Source organism: Enterobacter sp. IF2SW-B1 (assembly GCF_001743375.1).
Taxonomy (GTDB): Bacteria; Pseudomonadota; Gammaproteobacteria; order Enterobacterales; family Enterobacteriaceae; genus Enterobacter; species Enterobacter bugandensis.
Window position 1 is genome coordinate 262,947 of the sequence record NZ_MJAA01000001.1, and the last position, 15,892, is coordinate 278,838.

Here is a 15,892-nt window from a genome sequence, read left to right on the forward strand (position 1 = left end):
TTAGCCCAGCAGCTGGTGAATGCGCTTAAGCCCCGACACCAGCCTGTCGACCTCTTCCATTGTGTTATACATCACCAGCGATGCGCGGCACATTGCCGGCACCTGGTAAAAAGCCATCAGCGGCATGGCACAGTGGTGCCCGGTACGGACGGCCACGCCGTAGTTATCGAGGAAGCTGCCCACGTCATAGGCGTGGTGTTTCCCCAGGTTAAAGGCAATCACGCCCTGTCGGTCAGCCGGGCCATACAGGGTAAGGTCCGGCACGCTGGCAAGCTCCTGCAGCGCGTAGTGCATCAGCAGCTGTTCGTACTCCTGGATGGCGTCGAGGCCGATTGCGGAGACGTAAGACACCGCTGCCCCCAGGCCGATAATCCCGCCGGTGTTGGGGGTGCCCGCCTCGAAACGCCAGGGCGCACGGGCGTAGGTCGTCCCTTCCGTCAGGCTGACGGTGGCGATCATCGATCCGCCCCCTTCCCACGGCGGCATCGCCTGCAGGATGTCCTCTTTCACATACAGCACGCCAATCCCGGTCGGGCCATAGAGCTTATGCCCGGAGAATACGTAGAAATCGCAGTCCAGCGCCTGCACGTCCACCGCGTGGTGCATCACCGCCTGCGCGCCGTCAATCAGCACCTTCGCGCCGGCCTGATGGGCTTTTGCGATAATCTCTGTCACCGGGTTTTCGGTACCCAGCACGTTAGAGACCTGGGTGACCGCCACCAGCCGCGTTTTATCGTCCAGCAGGGCGTCAAGCTGCTCCAGCTGCAGCGTGCCGTCGTCGTTCAACGGAACGACCCGCAGCTGTGCGCCGACACGCTCGCAGAGCATCTGCCACGGCACAATATTGGCATGGTGCTCCATCTGGGTGATGATGATGTTATCCCCCGCGCGCACCTGGGCGTTGCCCCAGCTGTTGGCGACGAGGTTAATCCCCTCGGTTGTGCCGCGCACAAATACCAGCTCTTCCGGCTGGCGTGCATTGAGGAAGGCTGCAATTTGCGTGCGCACGTTTTCCATGCGCTGGGTCGCCTCGGCGCTCAGGGTATGAATACCGCGATGCACGGCGGCGTAGCCGTGGCGATAGAACTCGGCTTCCGCATCCACCACCTGATTCGGCTTCTGCGCGCTGGCCGCGCTGTCGAGATAGGCCAGCGGCAGGCCGTTCACTTCACGGGTCAGAACCGGGAAATCGGCCCGCACTTTCTCTACGGGAAAACTCATGCTTCGCCTCCGGGCAGACGCTGACCAATGCGGGCCAGCACCTGCTGCTTCAATACGCCATCGTGCAGCGCTTCCGTAAGCTCCGCCGCAAAGGCGTAGATGATCATTTTCTGCGCCGCCTGCTGGTCGATGCCGCGCGAGCGCAGGTAGAACATCTGCTCGTCGTCGATCCGACCGACCGTCGCGCCGTGGCTGCATTTTACGTCGTCGGCGTAGATCTCCAGCTGCGGCTTGGTGTCCACTTCCGCCAGACGCCCCAGCAGCAGATTGTTGTTGGTCATCTGCCCGTCGGTTTTGATGGCGTGCTGGGCCACGTTAATCAGGCCGTTAAACACCGCCCGCCCTTTATCGCTGACGATGGTTTTGTGCAGCTGGCGGCTGTTGCAGTAGCCTTTGTTGTGCTCAAGCCAGGTGCGCGTGTCGCACACTTCTGCCTTCACCGGCATCGCCAGGCTGTTGATGCGCAACGTAGTGTTTTCACCGTTAAGCTGCGTGCTGGTGTTGTGGCGCAGCACCGCGCCGCCGAGCAGGAAGCTGTGGCTGTACGCCGCGGAATCCTGGCCCAGCAGGAGATCGTTATGGGCAAAATGATGGCTCTGCGGATTCTCAAACGCCAGCTTAATATGGTGAAGCTGCGCATTGGCGGCAACGTTCATCGTCAGCCGGGACCCGGTAAAATGGCGGGTCTCGTTGAGGCTGACGTAATGTTCGATTACCGTGGCCTCCGCCCCCTCCGCCAGCTCAAGGTGATGGCGATAGTGCGCGGTGTTGATCTCATCGCCCTCCACGCCCTGGGTGATGTGCATCAGCAGCAGCGGTTTTGCCGGACGCTGGTTACGCTTGACCTGAATATGCGTCACGCTGCGGGCCAGGCTCTCGGTCAGGTAGAGGAAAACTTCCGGCTGAACCGGGGCGCTCAGGCTCTGGCGGTCGTCGTTAATGACGATATCGAACCCGCTATCCCGGGCGTCATCACTCAGTTCTGGACGCCAGACGCCGTCAACAAAGACCAGACGCACCGCATCCACCGTCAGCGCCAGAGCGTCGCGCCGGGCCGGGTCAATCTCCGCCAGACGCGTCACAAACTCGCCGTTCAGCAGGCCGTCGAGTGGGGTGTATTTCCAGTTCTCATGCTTCCGCGTCGGCAGGCCGAGGCGCAGCATCTGCTGCAGGTGCTGCTGCGCCTGCTCGGAGCGCGTATTACCCTGCTCCTCAAACAGCCGGTGCCACTGCTGGAGCGCATTACTGCTGTTCGGTAAGCCAGCCATAACCCTGCTCCTCCAGTTGTTTAACCAGCGTAAAATCACCGGATTTCACAATACGTCCCTGGTAAAGCACGTGGACGTAGTCCGGCTTGATGTAGTCCAGAATGCGCTGGTAGTGGGTGACAATAATGAACGAGCGCTTGCCGTCGCGCAGGGAATTCACCCCGTCGGCGACAATCTTCAGGGCATCGATATCCAGACCGGAGTCGGTCTCATCCAGAATGCACAGCTCGGGCTCGAGCACCGCCATCTGCAGGATATCGTTACGCTTTTTCTCGCCGCCGGAAAAGCCGACGTTGACCGAGCGGGTCAGCAGGTCTTCTGGCATTTTCAGCAGTTTGATCTTCTCTTCCATGAGATCCTGGAAGTCGAAGCGATCCAGCGCCTCCTGGCCGCGATACTTGCGCACCGCATTCAGCGCCGTCTGGAGGAAAAACTGGTTGCTGACGCCCGGAATTTCCACCGGGTACTGGAAGGCCATAAAGATGCCCTCACCCGCGCGGTCTTCCGGCGACATCTCCAGAAGATCTTTGCCGTTAAATTCGACCGAGCCGCCTGTCACCTCGTAATCTTCACGTCCCGCCAGCGTCGCTGAAAGCGTACTTTTCCCGGAGCCGTTTGGCCCCATGATGGCGTGAACTTCACCCGGCTTGACGTCAAAATTGAGACCGCGCAGGATCGCTTTCTCTTCCACGCTAACCTGTAAATCTTTAATGCTTAACATGTGCTTTCCTTAACCGACGCTGTGTTCAAGACTAATGGCGAGGAGTTTTTGTGCTTCAACGGCGAATTCCAGCGGCAGTTCAGAGAACACGTCCTTACAGAAGCCGTTCACAATCATCGAAATGGCATCTTCTTCGCTGATGCCGCGCTGCAGGCAGTAGAAGAGCTGATCTTCCCCAATGCGCGACGTGGTCGCCTCGTGCTCCAGCTGAGCCGTGTTGTTGCGACACTCCACGTACGGGAAGGTATGCGCCCCGCAGTCGGCACCGATCAGCATTGAATCACACTGGGTGAAGTTACGCGCGTTGGTGGCCGTCGGCATGATTTTCACCAGCCCGCGATAGCTGTTCTGGCTATGCCCGGCGGAGATCCCCTTCGAAATAATCGTCGATTTGGTATTTTTCCCAATGTGGATCATCTTGGTGCCGGTATCGGCCTGCTGATGCCCGCTGGTCAGCGCCACCGAGTAAAACTCACCGATGGAGTTATCCCCGCGCAGAATACAGCTCGGGTATTTCCAGGTAATAGCGGAGCCGGTTTCCGACTGCGTCCAGGACATTTTGCTGTTTTCGCCTTCGCACAGCGCGCGCTTGGTGACGAAGTTCAGGATACCGCCGGTATTGCCGTCGCCGGGGAACCAGTTCTGCACCGTGGAGTATTTCACCTCGGCGTCTTTGTGAATGATGACCTCAACCACCGCCGCGTGCAGCTGGTAGCTGTCGCGCACCGGGGCGGAGCACCCTTCGATATAGCTGACGTAGCTGCCTTCGTCCGCTACCAGAATGGTGCGTTCGAACTGTCCGGTTTTTTCGGCGTTGATGCGGAAATAGGTGGAGAGCTCCATCGGGCAGCGCACGCCTTTCGGCACGTAGATAAAGGTGCCGTCAGAGGCTACCGCGGCATTCAGCGCGGCGAAGAAGTTATCGTTGCTCGGTACCACGGTGCCGATGTACTTTTTCACCAGATCGGGATGGTCATGAATGGCTTCGCCAAAGGAGCAGAAAATGATCCCCTGCTCGGCCAGCTTTTCACGGTAGGTGGTCGCCACCGAGACGGAGTCGAAAATGGCGTCTACCGCCACCTCTCTCCCCTCGCGCACGGGCACGCCCAGCTGGTTAAACGCCTCTTCAACCTCTTTGCTCAGGAAGCTGTTCTCGGCACCGGTCTGCTGGACCGCGCCGGGCTGCGAGGCGCAGGTATCGTCACAGCTGCCGCAGGAGGGCGCGGAGTAGTAGCTGTAATCCTGATAGTTCAGCTTGTCGTAGTGGGCTTTCAGCCAGTGCGGCTCTTCCATCTCCAGCCAGGCGCGGAACGCGCTCAGGCGAAACTCGAGCATCCACTCGGGCTCGTTACGTTTGGCCGAAATGGCGCGCACCACATCTTCATTAATGCCTTTCGCCAGCTCGTCGGTCTGCAGCTGCGTGAAAAAACCCTCTTTATAGTTGAGGTGTCCGCCGCTCCAGGTGTTTACATCACTCGTTGCTTCAGTATTACGAGACATAGTACCGCCTATACCCCAAAGCTTTCGCCGCAGCCGCATTCGTTCTGGGCTTTCGGGTTATGAAATTTGAATAACTGGTTTAAACCTTCCCGCACGTAATCCACTTCGGTTCCATCGATAAACGGCATAGCCTGCAGCGCGACGTACAGCTTTGCGCCGTCGGTTTCAAACACCAGGTCATCTTTTTCCGGTGCGGTGACGGTATCCAGCACGTAGCCAAAGCCCGCGCAGCCGGTCTGCTTAACGCCTAAGCGCACGCCGAGAATGTCGGGATTTTTTGCCACCAGTTCGTGGATATGCGCCGCCGCCGCAGGCGTGAGCGTTAATCCTCGCCAGGCAAAATCGGCAGGATTGAAGGTTTCTGAATGCAGTTCCATAGGTCCACCTCATCTGATTAGCCATCAGGGCATAACACCATGTTAGTGATAACGATTATCACTTCAACCCTCTGTCAGCAGGGGCATTCGGCTAAACCGCCCTTTTTGTCTACTTTTATTAAGCATAGACCCTGTCAGAAGATGCGGGCGGGATGGATTTAATTGTTCAATACTTTGAAAATTAATGGATTATCTGTTGGAGAAAACAGCGAAGAGAGGAAAAGTAAAATATGTATCGGAAATGCCTATTTTTGAGATAGCTTTTGTTCTGGAAGTGTCTAAAACAATAAAAGGCCCTCAAGGCCTCTGATTATTATTGGTGAAATGAAACGCTAAAACCCTGCTCACGCCAGTGATCCAGCTGTTCCTGCTGACGCGGTGTTGGCGTTTTTCCCGTCCAGACGAAGATTTTTTGCCCCGGGAAAAGTTCAGGACGCGGGGAATCAATCGGGTCCGCCAGCACGTCAATGTGCCAGCCTTGCTGCGCCAGCCGCGCGGCTTCAAGCCAAAGATGGGTACGGTCATCGCATTCCCAGCCGATAAGCAACGCATCTTTACCCGCTTTCTTGCGCGACTCCGCCAGGCTTAGAACCGCGAATTCAATCAGGACGCCGTCAAGCATGCTCGCCATGTGGCGTACAGTATTTTGATCCTGATTCATTCGCTGGCGGACGGGGGAAATGATGTTATCAATCAGCGCATCCATGGCATGATCCCGGCGGAACTCACCGATTTTGGCGCGCAGCTTTGCCGGGCTGGCATAACGCAGAACGGTCATCATCTCTTCCTGGAACGAGACCCAGTTACCCTGAGTCAGGACTTCTTTATTTTCCAGCAAGGCTTTTACTTTTCCGACCGAAACGCCGCTTTTCATCAGGCGTTTGATCTCTTCAATACGCAGGATATCTTCATCGTCAAACTGACGATGACCCCCTTCGCTGCGCTGCGGCTTCAACAATCCATAACGTCGCTGCCAGGCACGCAGCGTAACGGGGTTGATACCGCATCGTTCGGCCACTTCGCCGATACTGTAATAGGCCATTAACTCCCTCACGCTCAGAACTTCCATACCTAACTACACCAACCTTATCAGATTGTACAAACCATTTGTATAACTAAGACCGCATTTTGCACAGGTGAAAGGGGTCGTTCTCCCTTCACCTGTTAATACATTGTTGTCTAAAGTTTGCTTCTCGTACAGCTAAGTCTGCCGAATTTTGTACAGCTTTATCAAAAATCGAATTTCTTCTCCGGCCATGCAATCGCCGGAATTCCGCCATGCCGGGGGCTGGCAAAAAGATGCCCCTGGAACTGGGAAATGCCCGCAGATTCCAGCCACATCCACTCTTCTGCCTTCTCCACGCCGACCGCGCAGAACTGAATTTCCAGCGAGGAACAGCATTTGATAATCGCCTGAATGATGGCCTGTCGAGGGCCACTTTTATGCACGTTCGCGACGAGATCGCGATTAATCTTAATTCTGTCGGGCTGGAATTGGGCCAGTAGCTGTAGTCCCGCAAAGCCGGCACCAAAGTGATCGATCGTCACGCTGATGCCTGCACTTTTTAGCTGTCTGACTGAATCCGTGAACTCGTCAAAACGGGAAATGGCTTCACTTTCGGTAAACTCCACCACAATTTGCTCAGGAACAAAACCGTTTGCACCAATCGCGGTGAGCAGGAAATCAACGGCGTTAGGAATGTTAACCAGCGTCATAGGCAGCAGGTTGAGGGATAACGTCTGGTTCTGCAACCCGAGTGCGCTGGCCATTGAGAGTGCCACCTGCTTGCTGTGCAAATCAGAGGTATACACGTCGTCACGCGGCAGATTGGCAAAGTAGATCCCCGGTGCGCCGCCGTCAGGCGTGCGGAGAAGCGCCTCCCAGGAGACGACCTGCTGCATAAACGGATCGACTATGGGCTGGAAAGCAAAGCTGCAATCCGCTTCTTTCGCGATTACCTCGGGTTGCGCTGACAAGCGTGTTTCTTCGCGAACGAACTCCCAGGAATCCGCAGGCGGCAGTTCAAAATAGTTAGCTTTTTCCGTGGCCTCGACAAAGGTACGGAAAAACTGCAGCGGACGGTCATTGTAAGTCAGCTGATAGCGTGTTGTTCCCTTGTTCAGCACCTGTTGCAGCACCTCATTCCTGTCGAACTGGCGCAAATCAAAAAGCTCCATCCCCACCTTGCCAAAACGCCGGACGGGGCCGTGATCGCGCATCAGTTCGACTACGTTATGGTGTCGCGGATCGTTGCAGATCTCCTCATAAATAGCAGAAACATGCTCCACTGGTCCCTCAAGCAACTGAAAAAAATGTGTGCCGTTAAACAGCAAGATCCCCGTGACGTTGGCTTGCCGGTTTTTATTATTTGCAGCAGCGACCATAGCTTCCAGTGCTTTCACTGGAACGTCCTCGCAGATATGACTGCGGTAAATGATGGTTGTAAGCATGCGATTCCTGGGGGTTAAGGGTTTTGACCACAAAAACATGTGGAGAGACTTCTCTTATAGCACATTAATTGCCTCACAAATAATTTACATCTCAATCATTTACGCCCGCTAATGGCACTCTCAAAAGTGTTGTACAACTTAACAGCGGCTGTGCGATTTGTACAATATATTCTGTAGCATTACCGTTTCATGAACAACAAATAAGCAATTGAAAAATAGAGTGTTTATGCAATATATCCTGATTTTATTAAAAATCTGTACATTTTTAATGTACAGATTTGGAAAAAGTGTATACCTTAAATGTAACGTTACTGATTACAAAATTTTACAGGAGCGAAACATGCAGCAGAAAGGTTACGTCGCAGATTCCGCAGCAGCGATCGCACAGTACTTCGAAAAAGCCACGCTTCCCACCCAACAGGAAACGCTGGGTCAGGTCGTTGTTGAGATCCTTAGCGACGGGCGAAATCTCAATCGCAAATCGCTCTGTACCAAACTGTTAAGTCGCCTTGAAAGGGCCGAGGGCCCCGAAGAGGAACAGCATTACCATATGCTGCTTGGTTTGCTCTTCGAACGATAACGTGATGAATCGCAGTGACGCAGACAAACTGACCGATCAGCTGATTGGCGAAGCCGTTCTTTCTCTTTTGAGAGAGCGTGGCCCCGTTACAACTGAAGCTCTGGTTCAGCGTCTGCGGCAGATGAAAACTCATGAAAAGAATCCCCGGCGGCGGGAGACACTGGCGAAGGCGATTGCCGATATCGGATCAAAAAGCCTCGGATTAAAACGTCGCAGAACCGCGCAAGGACGAATGAGCAGAGAGGGACCTCTCAATGATAACAGAGGCAATGTAGTGTCGTTGTTTGGAAAGGGAAAGCCGTCCGATCCCAAAAAAATACATTGACTGCATTTTAACAGCTACGGTGAGAACAAATGAGACAAAATATTCAGCTTCAACCCGAATACCACTCTGCTTTTTTAGACAGTGCGCTGGCGGAATATTTCCGTCACGCAGGCGATCGTTTTGCTGAAGAGTCCGCTATTTTTTCTACTGCAGTACGCTGTGTTCTGGCCTCTGAAGGTCATATTTCCAATAAAGCGATCATCCTGTGGCTCATTCAGACGCTGGAAGCGACCAGAGACGTTGTGCAGGCGGATGTTATTCGTAAGACGCTTGAGATCGTTGTGGGCTACACCATGGATGACGTTTAAACGCCCTGCCATTCAGCGATCGTGTCATCGTCAGAATTGTCGAACAGGCTGACGATGACACCCCCCTCTCTTCATAACCCCCTGTAAAGAAGCGTTATAAAGATGGCATGGTTTCTGCTTACTCCCTGTTACGGGACTGGGCTTACCAGTCATTTTGCTTCATTTCTTAACAGGTCTGTTATTGATGAAAAAAATCGCCAGCGTCTGCCCTTACTGTGGTGCAGGCTGCAAACTAAACCTTGTCGTTGAGAATAACCGTATCATCCGTGCCGAAGCGGCAGAGGGGGCCACAAACCAGGGCACGCTATGCCTGAAAGGATTTTACGGATGGGATTTCCTTAACGATACCCGCCTGCTCACCCCACGCCTGACCCAGCCGATGATCCGCTACCGCAAGGGAGAGACATTCACTCCCGTGACCTGGGAAGAGGCTATCCGCTACACCGCCCGGAAGCTCAGCAGCATTAAAGCCCAGTTCGGCCCGCGTTCGATTATGACCACCGGGTCGTCGCGCGGTACCGGGAATGAAACCAACTACGTGATGCAAAAATTTGCCCGCGCGGTGCTGCACACCAACAACGTCGACTGCTGCGCGCGCGTTTGTCACGGTCCTTCCGTCGCCGGACTTCAGGAGACCCTCGGCAACGGTGCAATGAGCAACTCTATCAACGATATTGAACACTCCAAATGCCTGCTGGTATTTGGCTATAACTGCGCAGACTCCCACCCTATCGTCGCCCGGCGCGTGCTAAAAGCCCGTGAAAACGGCGCGAAAATCATCGTCTGCGACCCGCGCCGCATCGAAACGGCGCGCATTGCCGATCAGCATCTGCAATTGAAGAACGGTAGCAACATGGCGCTGGTGAACGCCTTTGGCTATGTGCTTCTGGAAGAAGAGCTGTACGACAAGAACTACGTCGCGCGGTTTACCGAAGGACTTGAGGCCTATCGGCAGACGGTGAAAGAGTATGCCCCAGAGCGCGTAGAACACCTCACCGGCATCCCCGCCCGCGACGTTCGTCAGGCAATGCGCACCTTCGCGGCGGCCCCTTCCGCCACCGTAATGTGGGGAATGGGCGTGACCCAGTTTGGCCAGGCCGTCGATGTCGTCAAAGGGCTTTCCAGCCTGGCACTGCTGACCGGCAACCTCGGCCGCCCTGCCGTCGGTGTCGGTCCCGTGCGCGGGCAAAACAATGTTCAGGGCGCCTGCGATATGGGCGTTCTGCCGAATATGTTCCCCGGCTATCAGGATGTGACCGATCCGGCTGTCCGGCAGAAGTTCGCCGATGCCTGGGGGATTGACGTCAATAACATGGACGATCGCGTCGGAACGCGCATTACCGAAGTGCCTCACCTTGCGCTGGAAGGCAAGGTCAAAGCCTATTACATCATGGGGGAAGATCCGCTGCAGACGGAAGCCGATCTCGGCCTGGTGCGCAGCGGTTTTGAGGCGCTTGACTTCGTGGTGGTTCAGGACATCTTTATGACGAAAACGGCGGAAGTGGCAGACGTTCTGCTCCCTGCCACCTCATGGGGCGAACACGGCGGCGTCTTTACCTGCGCCGATCGGGGTTTCCAGCGTTTTGGCCAGGCTATTGAGGCCAAAGGCAACGTGAAGCGCGACTGGGAGATCATCAGCCTGCTCGCCACCGAGATGGGCTATCCGATGCATTACGACGATAACCAGCAGATCTGGGATGAAATGCGCGAGCTGTGCCCGCTCTTCTACGGCGTGACGTATGAAAAAATGGGCGAGATGGGCCACGTGCAGTGGCCGTGCCCGACGCTCGATCACCCCGGCACGCCGTACCTCTACAAAGATAATCAGTTCGATACCCCGAGCGGTAAAGGGCAGCTCTTTGCCGCTCCGTGGCGCGCGCCGGCCGAGACGCCCGATGATGATTATCCGCTGGTACTCTGCACGGTACGCGAAGTTGGGCACTACTCCTGCCGCTCGATGACCGGGAACTGCGCCGCGCTGCAAAGCCTCGCCGATGAGCCGGGACGGGTGCAGGTGAATCCTGCCGATGCGGAGAGACTAGGTATTAGCGACGGTCAACTGGTCTGGGTACGTTCGCGCCGGGGTAAAGTGATCACCCGCGCCAGCATTAGCGAGCGCATCAACGCCGGGGCGGTCTATATGACCTATCAATGGTGGATCGGGGCCTGCAACGAGCTGACGCAGGATAATCTCGACCCCGTATCAAAAACGCCGGAGACAAAATATTGTGCGGTGCAACTGGAGGCGATTGAGGATCAGCGCTGGGCGGAGGAATTTGCTGCGTCGTCTTACCAGACGATGAAAACGCGATTGATCAATGCCGTGAACGTCTGATGCACCTGCCGGGTGGTGTCAGCACCACCCGGCAACAGCGCCACGCTTTCGCGTTATTGCTGGTTATAAGCTGTTAATCAGATAGTCACGCAGCCGGTTCGGACAGGCATTTTTCTCTACCATCCGGTGAATCAAGGCCATAAGTTCAAAATCGCTGCGCAGGTCGAATTTCTGCATCAGCAGATATTTATGCGTAAAAATGGTTTTATCACTGGTGTTTAGTTTATTCGCAATCTGCCCTACCGATAATCCGCGGTAAAAATTGACCATAACGCGAATCTGCTGCGGCGATAATATTTTGTGCTGGCATTCGTAGCAGCTTTTATTCTTCCAGCGATAGCCCGGTAATTGCGTGCGATACCATGCGATAAAGAGCGCCTCACCGATCCGATCGAGCGAGGCCCGGCGAGAGATAAAAATCATATCCTGAAAACAGGAGGGAAATGCCGAGAAACGCTGCTCATCATCAACCAGGCCGATCACAATCCCTTTTTTCCGCGCCTGTAGCTCGGGATAACAGGTCAACGTTTCCCCCTGGCATAAAGAGAGAAAAATGATATCCGCAACGCTGACATTTTCCGGCGTAAGTTCAACCTCAAAATGAAGCTGGTGACTGAAATTATGAAAGAAGAACTCCCCCAGAAAACGCTTTAGGCCATCTCGAAAAAATGAATCTGTCTCTTTTATCAGAATATTCAACATTACCGTTACCGACATCTGTCAATCATTAAGAAATATCAACCCATGTACTGATTAGTTGTACTGCATCGTCATGACGACGACGGCACTGATGCTCCCCGGCGTTGCGCCGCCCGTGGAAGATCTGACCGATGCCTGCATGGCCATCGTTGCGGTTCTGTCTGCTGCAATAGTTTGTGTAATACTTGTTCCGGTTCCCTTCATTGCACCCGTTGCGGCCTCACTCATCGCAATCGCGACGTTCATGGCCGAACCGCTGTTCATGTAGTAATCCGCCCCGGCGACCGGATCGGGGTTTCCGGTAAAGGAGACCGTCACGCTGCGCGTCCCTGTCGGACACTGGGTAAACAGCAGGTTAAACGGCACAGGATCGGACGATGACCCCGGCGTAGCCATATTGGATGCCTGAATATTGCCAAGGTTGATATCCAGACTGTTATTTCCCCCATTAAAGATACAGGGAGAGGCCACAATATTTCCGGTAACGCTGACGTTAACGCTGTCCGTCGCAAAGGTATTGCAGCTTATTAATATGGCGGCAAGCGCTGCCGTGCGCAGAATATTCATCATTTATCCTTTACTGATACGTCAAATTTAAGGTTGCAGACGCATTGGCAGTACCGGGTTCAACCGTCGTTTGGGTCTGGTAATAACGCGCTGTTAATGGAAATGCCTGCTGCCCACCCGCGGCGGCATTTAACGGCAGACGGGTATTTAACGAGAGAGGCGTACCGTTATAGAGGAGCTGAACGCCAACCCCTTTCGCCGTGCCGGTATTACCCTGCCCCGTCAGCGCGAGTACGCTCGTTGTTGCTACGTCCGGGTTCTGAATGCCGCTGAGCGAAACGTTGACGTTTGCCCCCGGGTCGCAGTTCAGACCCAGGTTTTGCGTATTCTGAGCGCCCATCGGCGTGGTTCCGACCGTTGAGCCAAACGTCGCGGCAGAAATATCGCCGATGGGAAACGACAGCTGCGGCGTCGTTATGCTGCAGGCCAGCACGTTGATGGTCCCGTCCAGAAGCTTCGTCGTAAGGCCATCGCGATACACACCATCGCTCCCCTGCAGCATAACGACACCCAGTACGCCGGGCGTCAGCGAGCCAGAGGCAACGGGTCCGGTAACGACAAGTTCTATTTTACCGCCCCACCATTCGACATAACTTGTCTGCGCGTTATAAGAAAAGGTATAGGTCGGGTTTTCAAAATAATTACCTGATGAAAAGCGCACGCCAATACCGCTTACATTGGTGTTATAAACGTGATTACCGTAAGTACTCGGCGTTGCATTAAGGTACCGCATGCTAAACCCGAGCATTAACGGATTAGTACAGCCGCTTAAATAAGACCCGGTGACCGACGCATTTTTTGAAAATAATACCGTGCCAACCGCGACATCACGCTGCACCGTAATTGTGCCGATGGACAAAGTGGATTCCTGTGGCGTAATCGTTGTGCAGGTTCCTGCATGAGCACTATTCCAGGCAGCGGTGATACACAGCAGGAACAGGATGTTAAGTATGCGCATTTTTAAAACCCTAAATACAAGTGACGTTAATTTCAGTAATTCCGCCTGCCGAAGATTGCTGTGAAAGCCGGAACGGCGCGCGGCACTGCCGATCGCTTTCCACTCCCCACGTAACGAATACTGTCCCCTGCGAATCCAGGCCAGTGAGATAGACTTGCCCTTTGTCGCCAACAATAAAGCTGCTGTTGTCGCTGCCTTTCAGGCTCACGATTGCGCCAAAAGGAACAAAATGGCCGTTATGCATTAACGTGAATAATGCCCGCCTTCCCACTTTCGCCTTATAGTCGGCCAGGACAATTGCACCGCGCGTCGGCGTTACCGTGCGGGTATTAATATCCAGCTCAACGTCATCCGGCATACTTTCCGGGGCAAGCGTGATGTCATTTTTACGGTACGCGGAAAGGTTACTGACCACCGTATATCCCCGGAAATCTGTTTTTGCCCCCGGCTGATTACGAATATCTACGTCATGCGCGCCCGGTGCGCTAATCAGAACATTGGTCTCCCCCAGAGGCTGAGAAAGCGTAATCCCCTCTCTGTGAGCAAGAATGCCCCCCTGCAAACCATAGTTAAGACGCTCGCTGTTTTTGTCGTAGCTATAGCCCGCCGTCACTTCGCCGTACGTGCCCCTGTAATCCCCGTTCATGTTGCCCGTATAGCCAACGCCGTCCGACCCATACCCTTGCTGCACGTTCCAGTTCAGCCCATGGTTTTCCAGCGCCACGCCGTTCAGACCAATGTTCTGCGTGGTGCCGTTATTCTTGCTGGCGCTCACGCTATAGTTAGCCCAGGTCTGCGGCAGGAATTTTTCAAGCGGAATGCTGACGTTAAAGGCCAGCAGCTGATCGTTGTCGTCGCGTTTATTGCCGTCATATGAACCCGCGCTGCCGTTTTTACTGTAAGTCCAGGTGAGTCCGTAGCTAATGTTGTGCCAGTAGTTGTTGTAACCCAGGCTGTAAGACGCCATCCTTTTGCCCGAATTCCAGTAATCTTCACGGACCGCGCTCAGCGTCAACGAGCCAAGATTGCTGCCCAACGTCTGGCTCATCGTGAGCTCGGCACGGTTACGACGACGGTCCTGGAGCGCAGAGCTGTCTCCCCAGGAATCAAGGATCTCCTGCATGCCGTAGTAACCGCTGGTCGAATAGCGGTAGCCCGCAATCGAAAATTGGGTCCCTGTCCCGATAAAGTTCTTGCTGTAACGCGCACGCCAGGACTGCCCGATGGATTTTTCTTCCCCCTGCGGGGTTGACCAGGCCTGGGTCATGTCCGCCGAAATCGCGCCGAAATCCCCCATGTTTTTCCCGACCCCGGTGGCGATCGACTGATATTTGCTCGACTCCTGCAGCCCGCCATAGAGCGTGAGGCCATATGGCAGACCATAAATCCCCGTGATTTGGCCAAACGGGGTCTTATCCACGCTGCTGCTGTAAGAACGATACTGCCCTCCGGTCACCGCATACTTAAGGCGCCCTTCGCGCTGCAAAACCGGTAATGAGGCATAAGGCAGGGTGAAATGCTGCTCGCTGCCGTCAGCTTCCTTAATGGTGACGTCCAGATCGCCTGCCCCGCCGGTGGGATACATATCGGTAATTTCAAAGGCGCCGGGCGCGACATAGGTCTGGTAAATCTGATAGCCATTCTGGCGAACAATGACCTGAGCATTCGTACGCGCAATCCCACGCACGACGGGCGCGTAGCCTTTGAGCGAATCCGGGAGCATGTCATCATCGGAAGCCAGCTGTCCGCCGCGAAACGGTATACTGTCGAACACGTCGGCGGGCGCGGAGCTATCGCCCAGCGTGAGCTCCGCCTTGAGCGGAATAATCGCCCGCTGTGCATAGGTGTAGACGGTATCCCATTTGTCCTGACCGTTCTCATCACGCGACCAGGTGGTGTAGTTGCGCAGTCGCCATGGCCCAACGTTGAGGCCTGGACGTAAGTTGGCATACTGACTGCTGCTGTTTTTACTCTCGCTCTGTTTCGCCCAGCTGTTGGCTCCGCTCAGGCTGTAGTTGAGCATCGCAGCGGCGATCCCCTCGTCCCACTGTTCTGGCGGGACATACCCTCTCGCAGGCAGGTCGATCGCGGCCTGGGGAATGCTGATAACAAGCCGCTGTGCACCAAACTGAAAATCCGTAGTGGCGTGAGGAATTGCCTGGAGGTTGACGCAGGAGGTGCTTTCAACCGCCAGGTTGGGGAACAGCGCCGTTTTAACGCCCCATTTTTTTAGCTGATCCATGCTCAGGCAGGGCTGCAGGCTATCGTTTTCCTGCCCATCTTTCCGGGCAACAAAATCAATATCGCTGGTCTCAATAAGCTGGTCGTCGAGGATGATGTCAACATGGTATTTCCCTGGTGCCTGCGAACCTGATTCAAATGCAGATAAATCGGCTTTAGCCATTCCCGGATTATCCAACTCCACCAGTTCGGCGTTAAAGGAATCACGGGCGTTAACCACGGGGACTGCATTCGCCAGCGCGAAGGCAATACACATTGCCAGACGCGCGGGCTGCATTTTTATATTGCTTGTTGCCATCATCATAAACCTGACTCGATATTGCGGATGCCACTTTTCTCAG

General features: G+C 54.8%; 15 protein-coding genes. 4 read left to right on the forward strand and 11 right to left on the reverse strand.

Annotation, left to right across the window (positions count from 1 at the left end):
- From sufS to A6013_RS01290, 7 genes are all read right to left on the reverse strand, one after another.
- A complete protein-coding gene (sufS, locus tag A6013_RS01260; RefSeq protein WP_069732394.1) occupies positions 1–1,221 on the reverse strand; it encodes a cysteine desulfurase SufS in 1,221 nt (406 codons plus the stop codon).
- Entirely contained in the window at positions 1,218–2,489 is a 1,272-nt protein-coding gene (gene sufD, locus A6013_RS01265) for a Fe-S cluster assembly protein SufD (protein ID WP_069732395.1), read from the reverse strand. The genes sufS and sufD overlap by 4 nt, the downstream gene beginning before the upstream one ends.
- Positions 2,464–3,210 carry a Fe-S cluster assembly ATPase SufC gene (sufC, locus tag A6013_RS01270; RefSeq protein ID WP_041910384.1) on the reverse strand — a complete coding sequence of 249 codons (747 nt, stop codon included), beginning with the start codon at positions 3,208–3,210 and terminating at the stop codon, positions 2,464–2,466. The genes sufD and sufC overlap by 26 nt, the downstream gene beginning before the upstream one ends.
- A gap of 9 nt (positions 3,211–3,219) precedes the next feature.
- On the reverse strand, positions 3,220–4,710 hold the full coding sequence (sufB, locus tag A6013_RS01275; RefSeq protein ID WP_028012865.1) for a Fe-S cluster assembly protein SufB: 1,491 nt from the start codon (positions 4,708–4,710) through the stop codon (positions 3,220–3,222).
- 8 nt (positions 4,711–4,718) lie between these two features.
- Positions 4,719–5,087 (reverse strand): Fe-S cluster assembly scaffold SufA, encoded by a 369-nt coding sequence (sufA, locus tag A6013_RS01280; RefSeq protein WP_041910386.1) that lies wholly within the window; start codon positions 5,085–5,087, stop codon positions 4,719–4,721.
- Between the two features lie 313 nt (positions 5,088–5,400).
- A complete protein-coding gene (locus A6013_RS01285) occupies positions 5,401–6,129 on the reverse strand; it encodes a MerR family transcriptional regulator (RefSeq protein ID WP_069732396.1) in 729 nt (242 codons plus the stop codon).
- A gap of 188 nt (positions 6,130–6,317) precedes the next feature.
- On the reverse strand, positions 6,318–7,538 hold the full coding sequence (locus A6013_RS01290) for a diguanylate phosphodiesterase (RefSeq protein ID WP_069732397.1): 1,221 nt from the start codon (positions 7,536–7,538) through the stop codon (positions 6,318–6,320).
- Positions 7,539–7,878: 340 nt separating this feature from the next.
- Between A6013_RS01290 and ycgZ the strand changes: the two genes are divergently transcribed.
- From ycgZ to fdhF, 4 genes are all read left to right on the forward strand, one after another.
- Complete coding sequence (gene ycgZ / locus A6013_RS01295) at positions 7,879–8,118, forward strand: regulatory protein YcgZ (protein WP_028012861.1); 240 nt, start codon at positions 7,879–7,881, stop codon at positions 8,116–8,118.
- 4 nt (positions 8,119–8,122) lie between these two features.
- Positions 8,123–8,443, forward strand: a complete 321-nt coding sequence (locus A6013_RS01300; RefSeq protein ID WP_047365422.1) for a hypothetical protein — start codon at positions 8,123–8,125, stop codon at positions 8,441–8,443.
- Positions 8,444–8,472: 29 nt separating this feature from the next.
- Positions 8,473–8,751, forward strand: a complete 279-nt coding sequence (locus A6013_RS01305; protein WP_047368383.1) for a biofilm development regulator YmgB/AriR family protein — start codon at positions 8,473–8,475, stop codon at positions 8,749–8,751.
- Between the two features lie 184 nt (positions 8,752–8,935).
- Complete coding sequence (fdhF, locus tag A6013_RS01310; RefSeq protein WP_069732398.1) at positions 8,936–11,086, forward strand: formate dehydrogenase subunit alpha; 2,151 nt, start codon at positions 8,936–8,938, stop codon at positions 11,084–11,086.
- 63 nt (positions 11,087–11,149) lie between these two features.
- On the opposite strand, the gene A6013_RS01315 is transcribed toward fdhF, so the two are convergent.
- From A6013_RS01315 to A6013_RS01330, 4 genes are read right to left on the reverse strand one after another with little or no spacing between them, the layout of a single operon-like run.
- Entirely contained in the window at positions 11,150–11,788 is a 639-nt protein-coding gene (locus A6013_RS01315; protein ID WP_069732622.1) for a LuxR C-terminal-related transcriptional regulator, read from the reverse strand.
- A 51-nt stretch (positions 11,789–11,839) separates the two neighbouring features.
- A complete protein-coding gene (locus A6013_RS01320; protein ID WP_069732399.1) occupies positions 11,840–12,355 on the reverse strand; it encodes a fimbrial protein in 516 nt (171 codons plus the stop codon).
- Between the two features lie 7 nt (positions 12,356–12,362).
- Positions 12,363–13,310: a fimbrial protein gene (locus tag A6013_RS01325; protein WP_069732400.1), complete on the reverse strand. Its 948-nt coding sequence runs from the start codon at positions 13,308–13,310 to the stop codon at positions 12,363–12,365.
- 10 nt (positions 13,311–13,320) lie between these two features.
- Positions 13,321–15,849 (reverse strand): fimbria/pilus outer membrane usher protein, encoded by a 2,529-nt coding sequence (locus A6013_RS01330; protein WP_069732401.1) that lies wholly within the window; start codon positions 15,847–15,849, stop codon positions 13,321–13,323.
- Between the last annotated feature and the right edge of the window lie 43 nt (positions 15,850–15,892).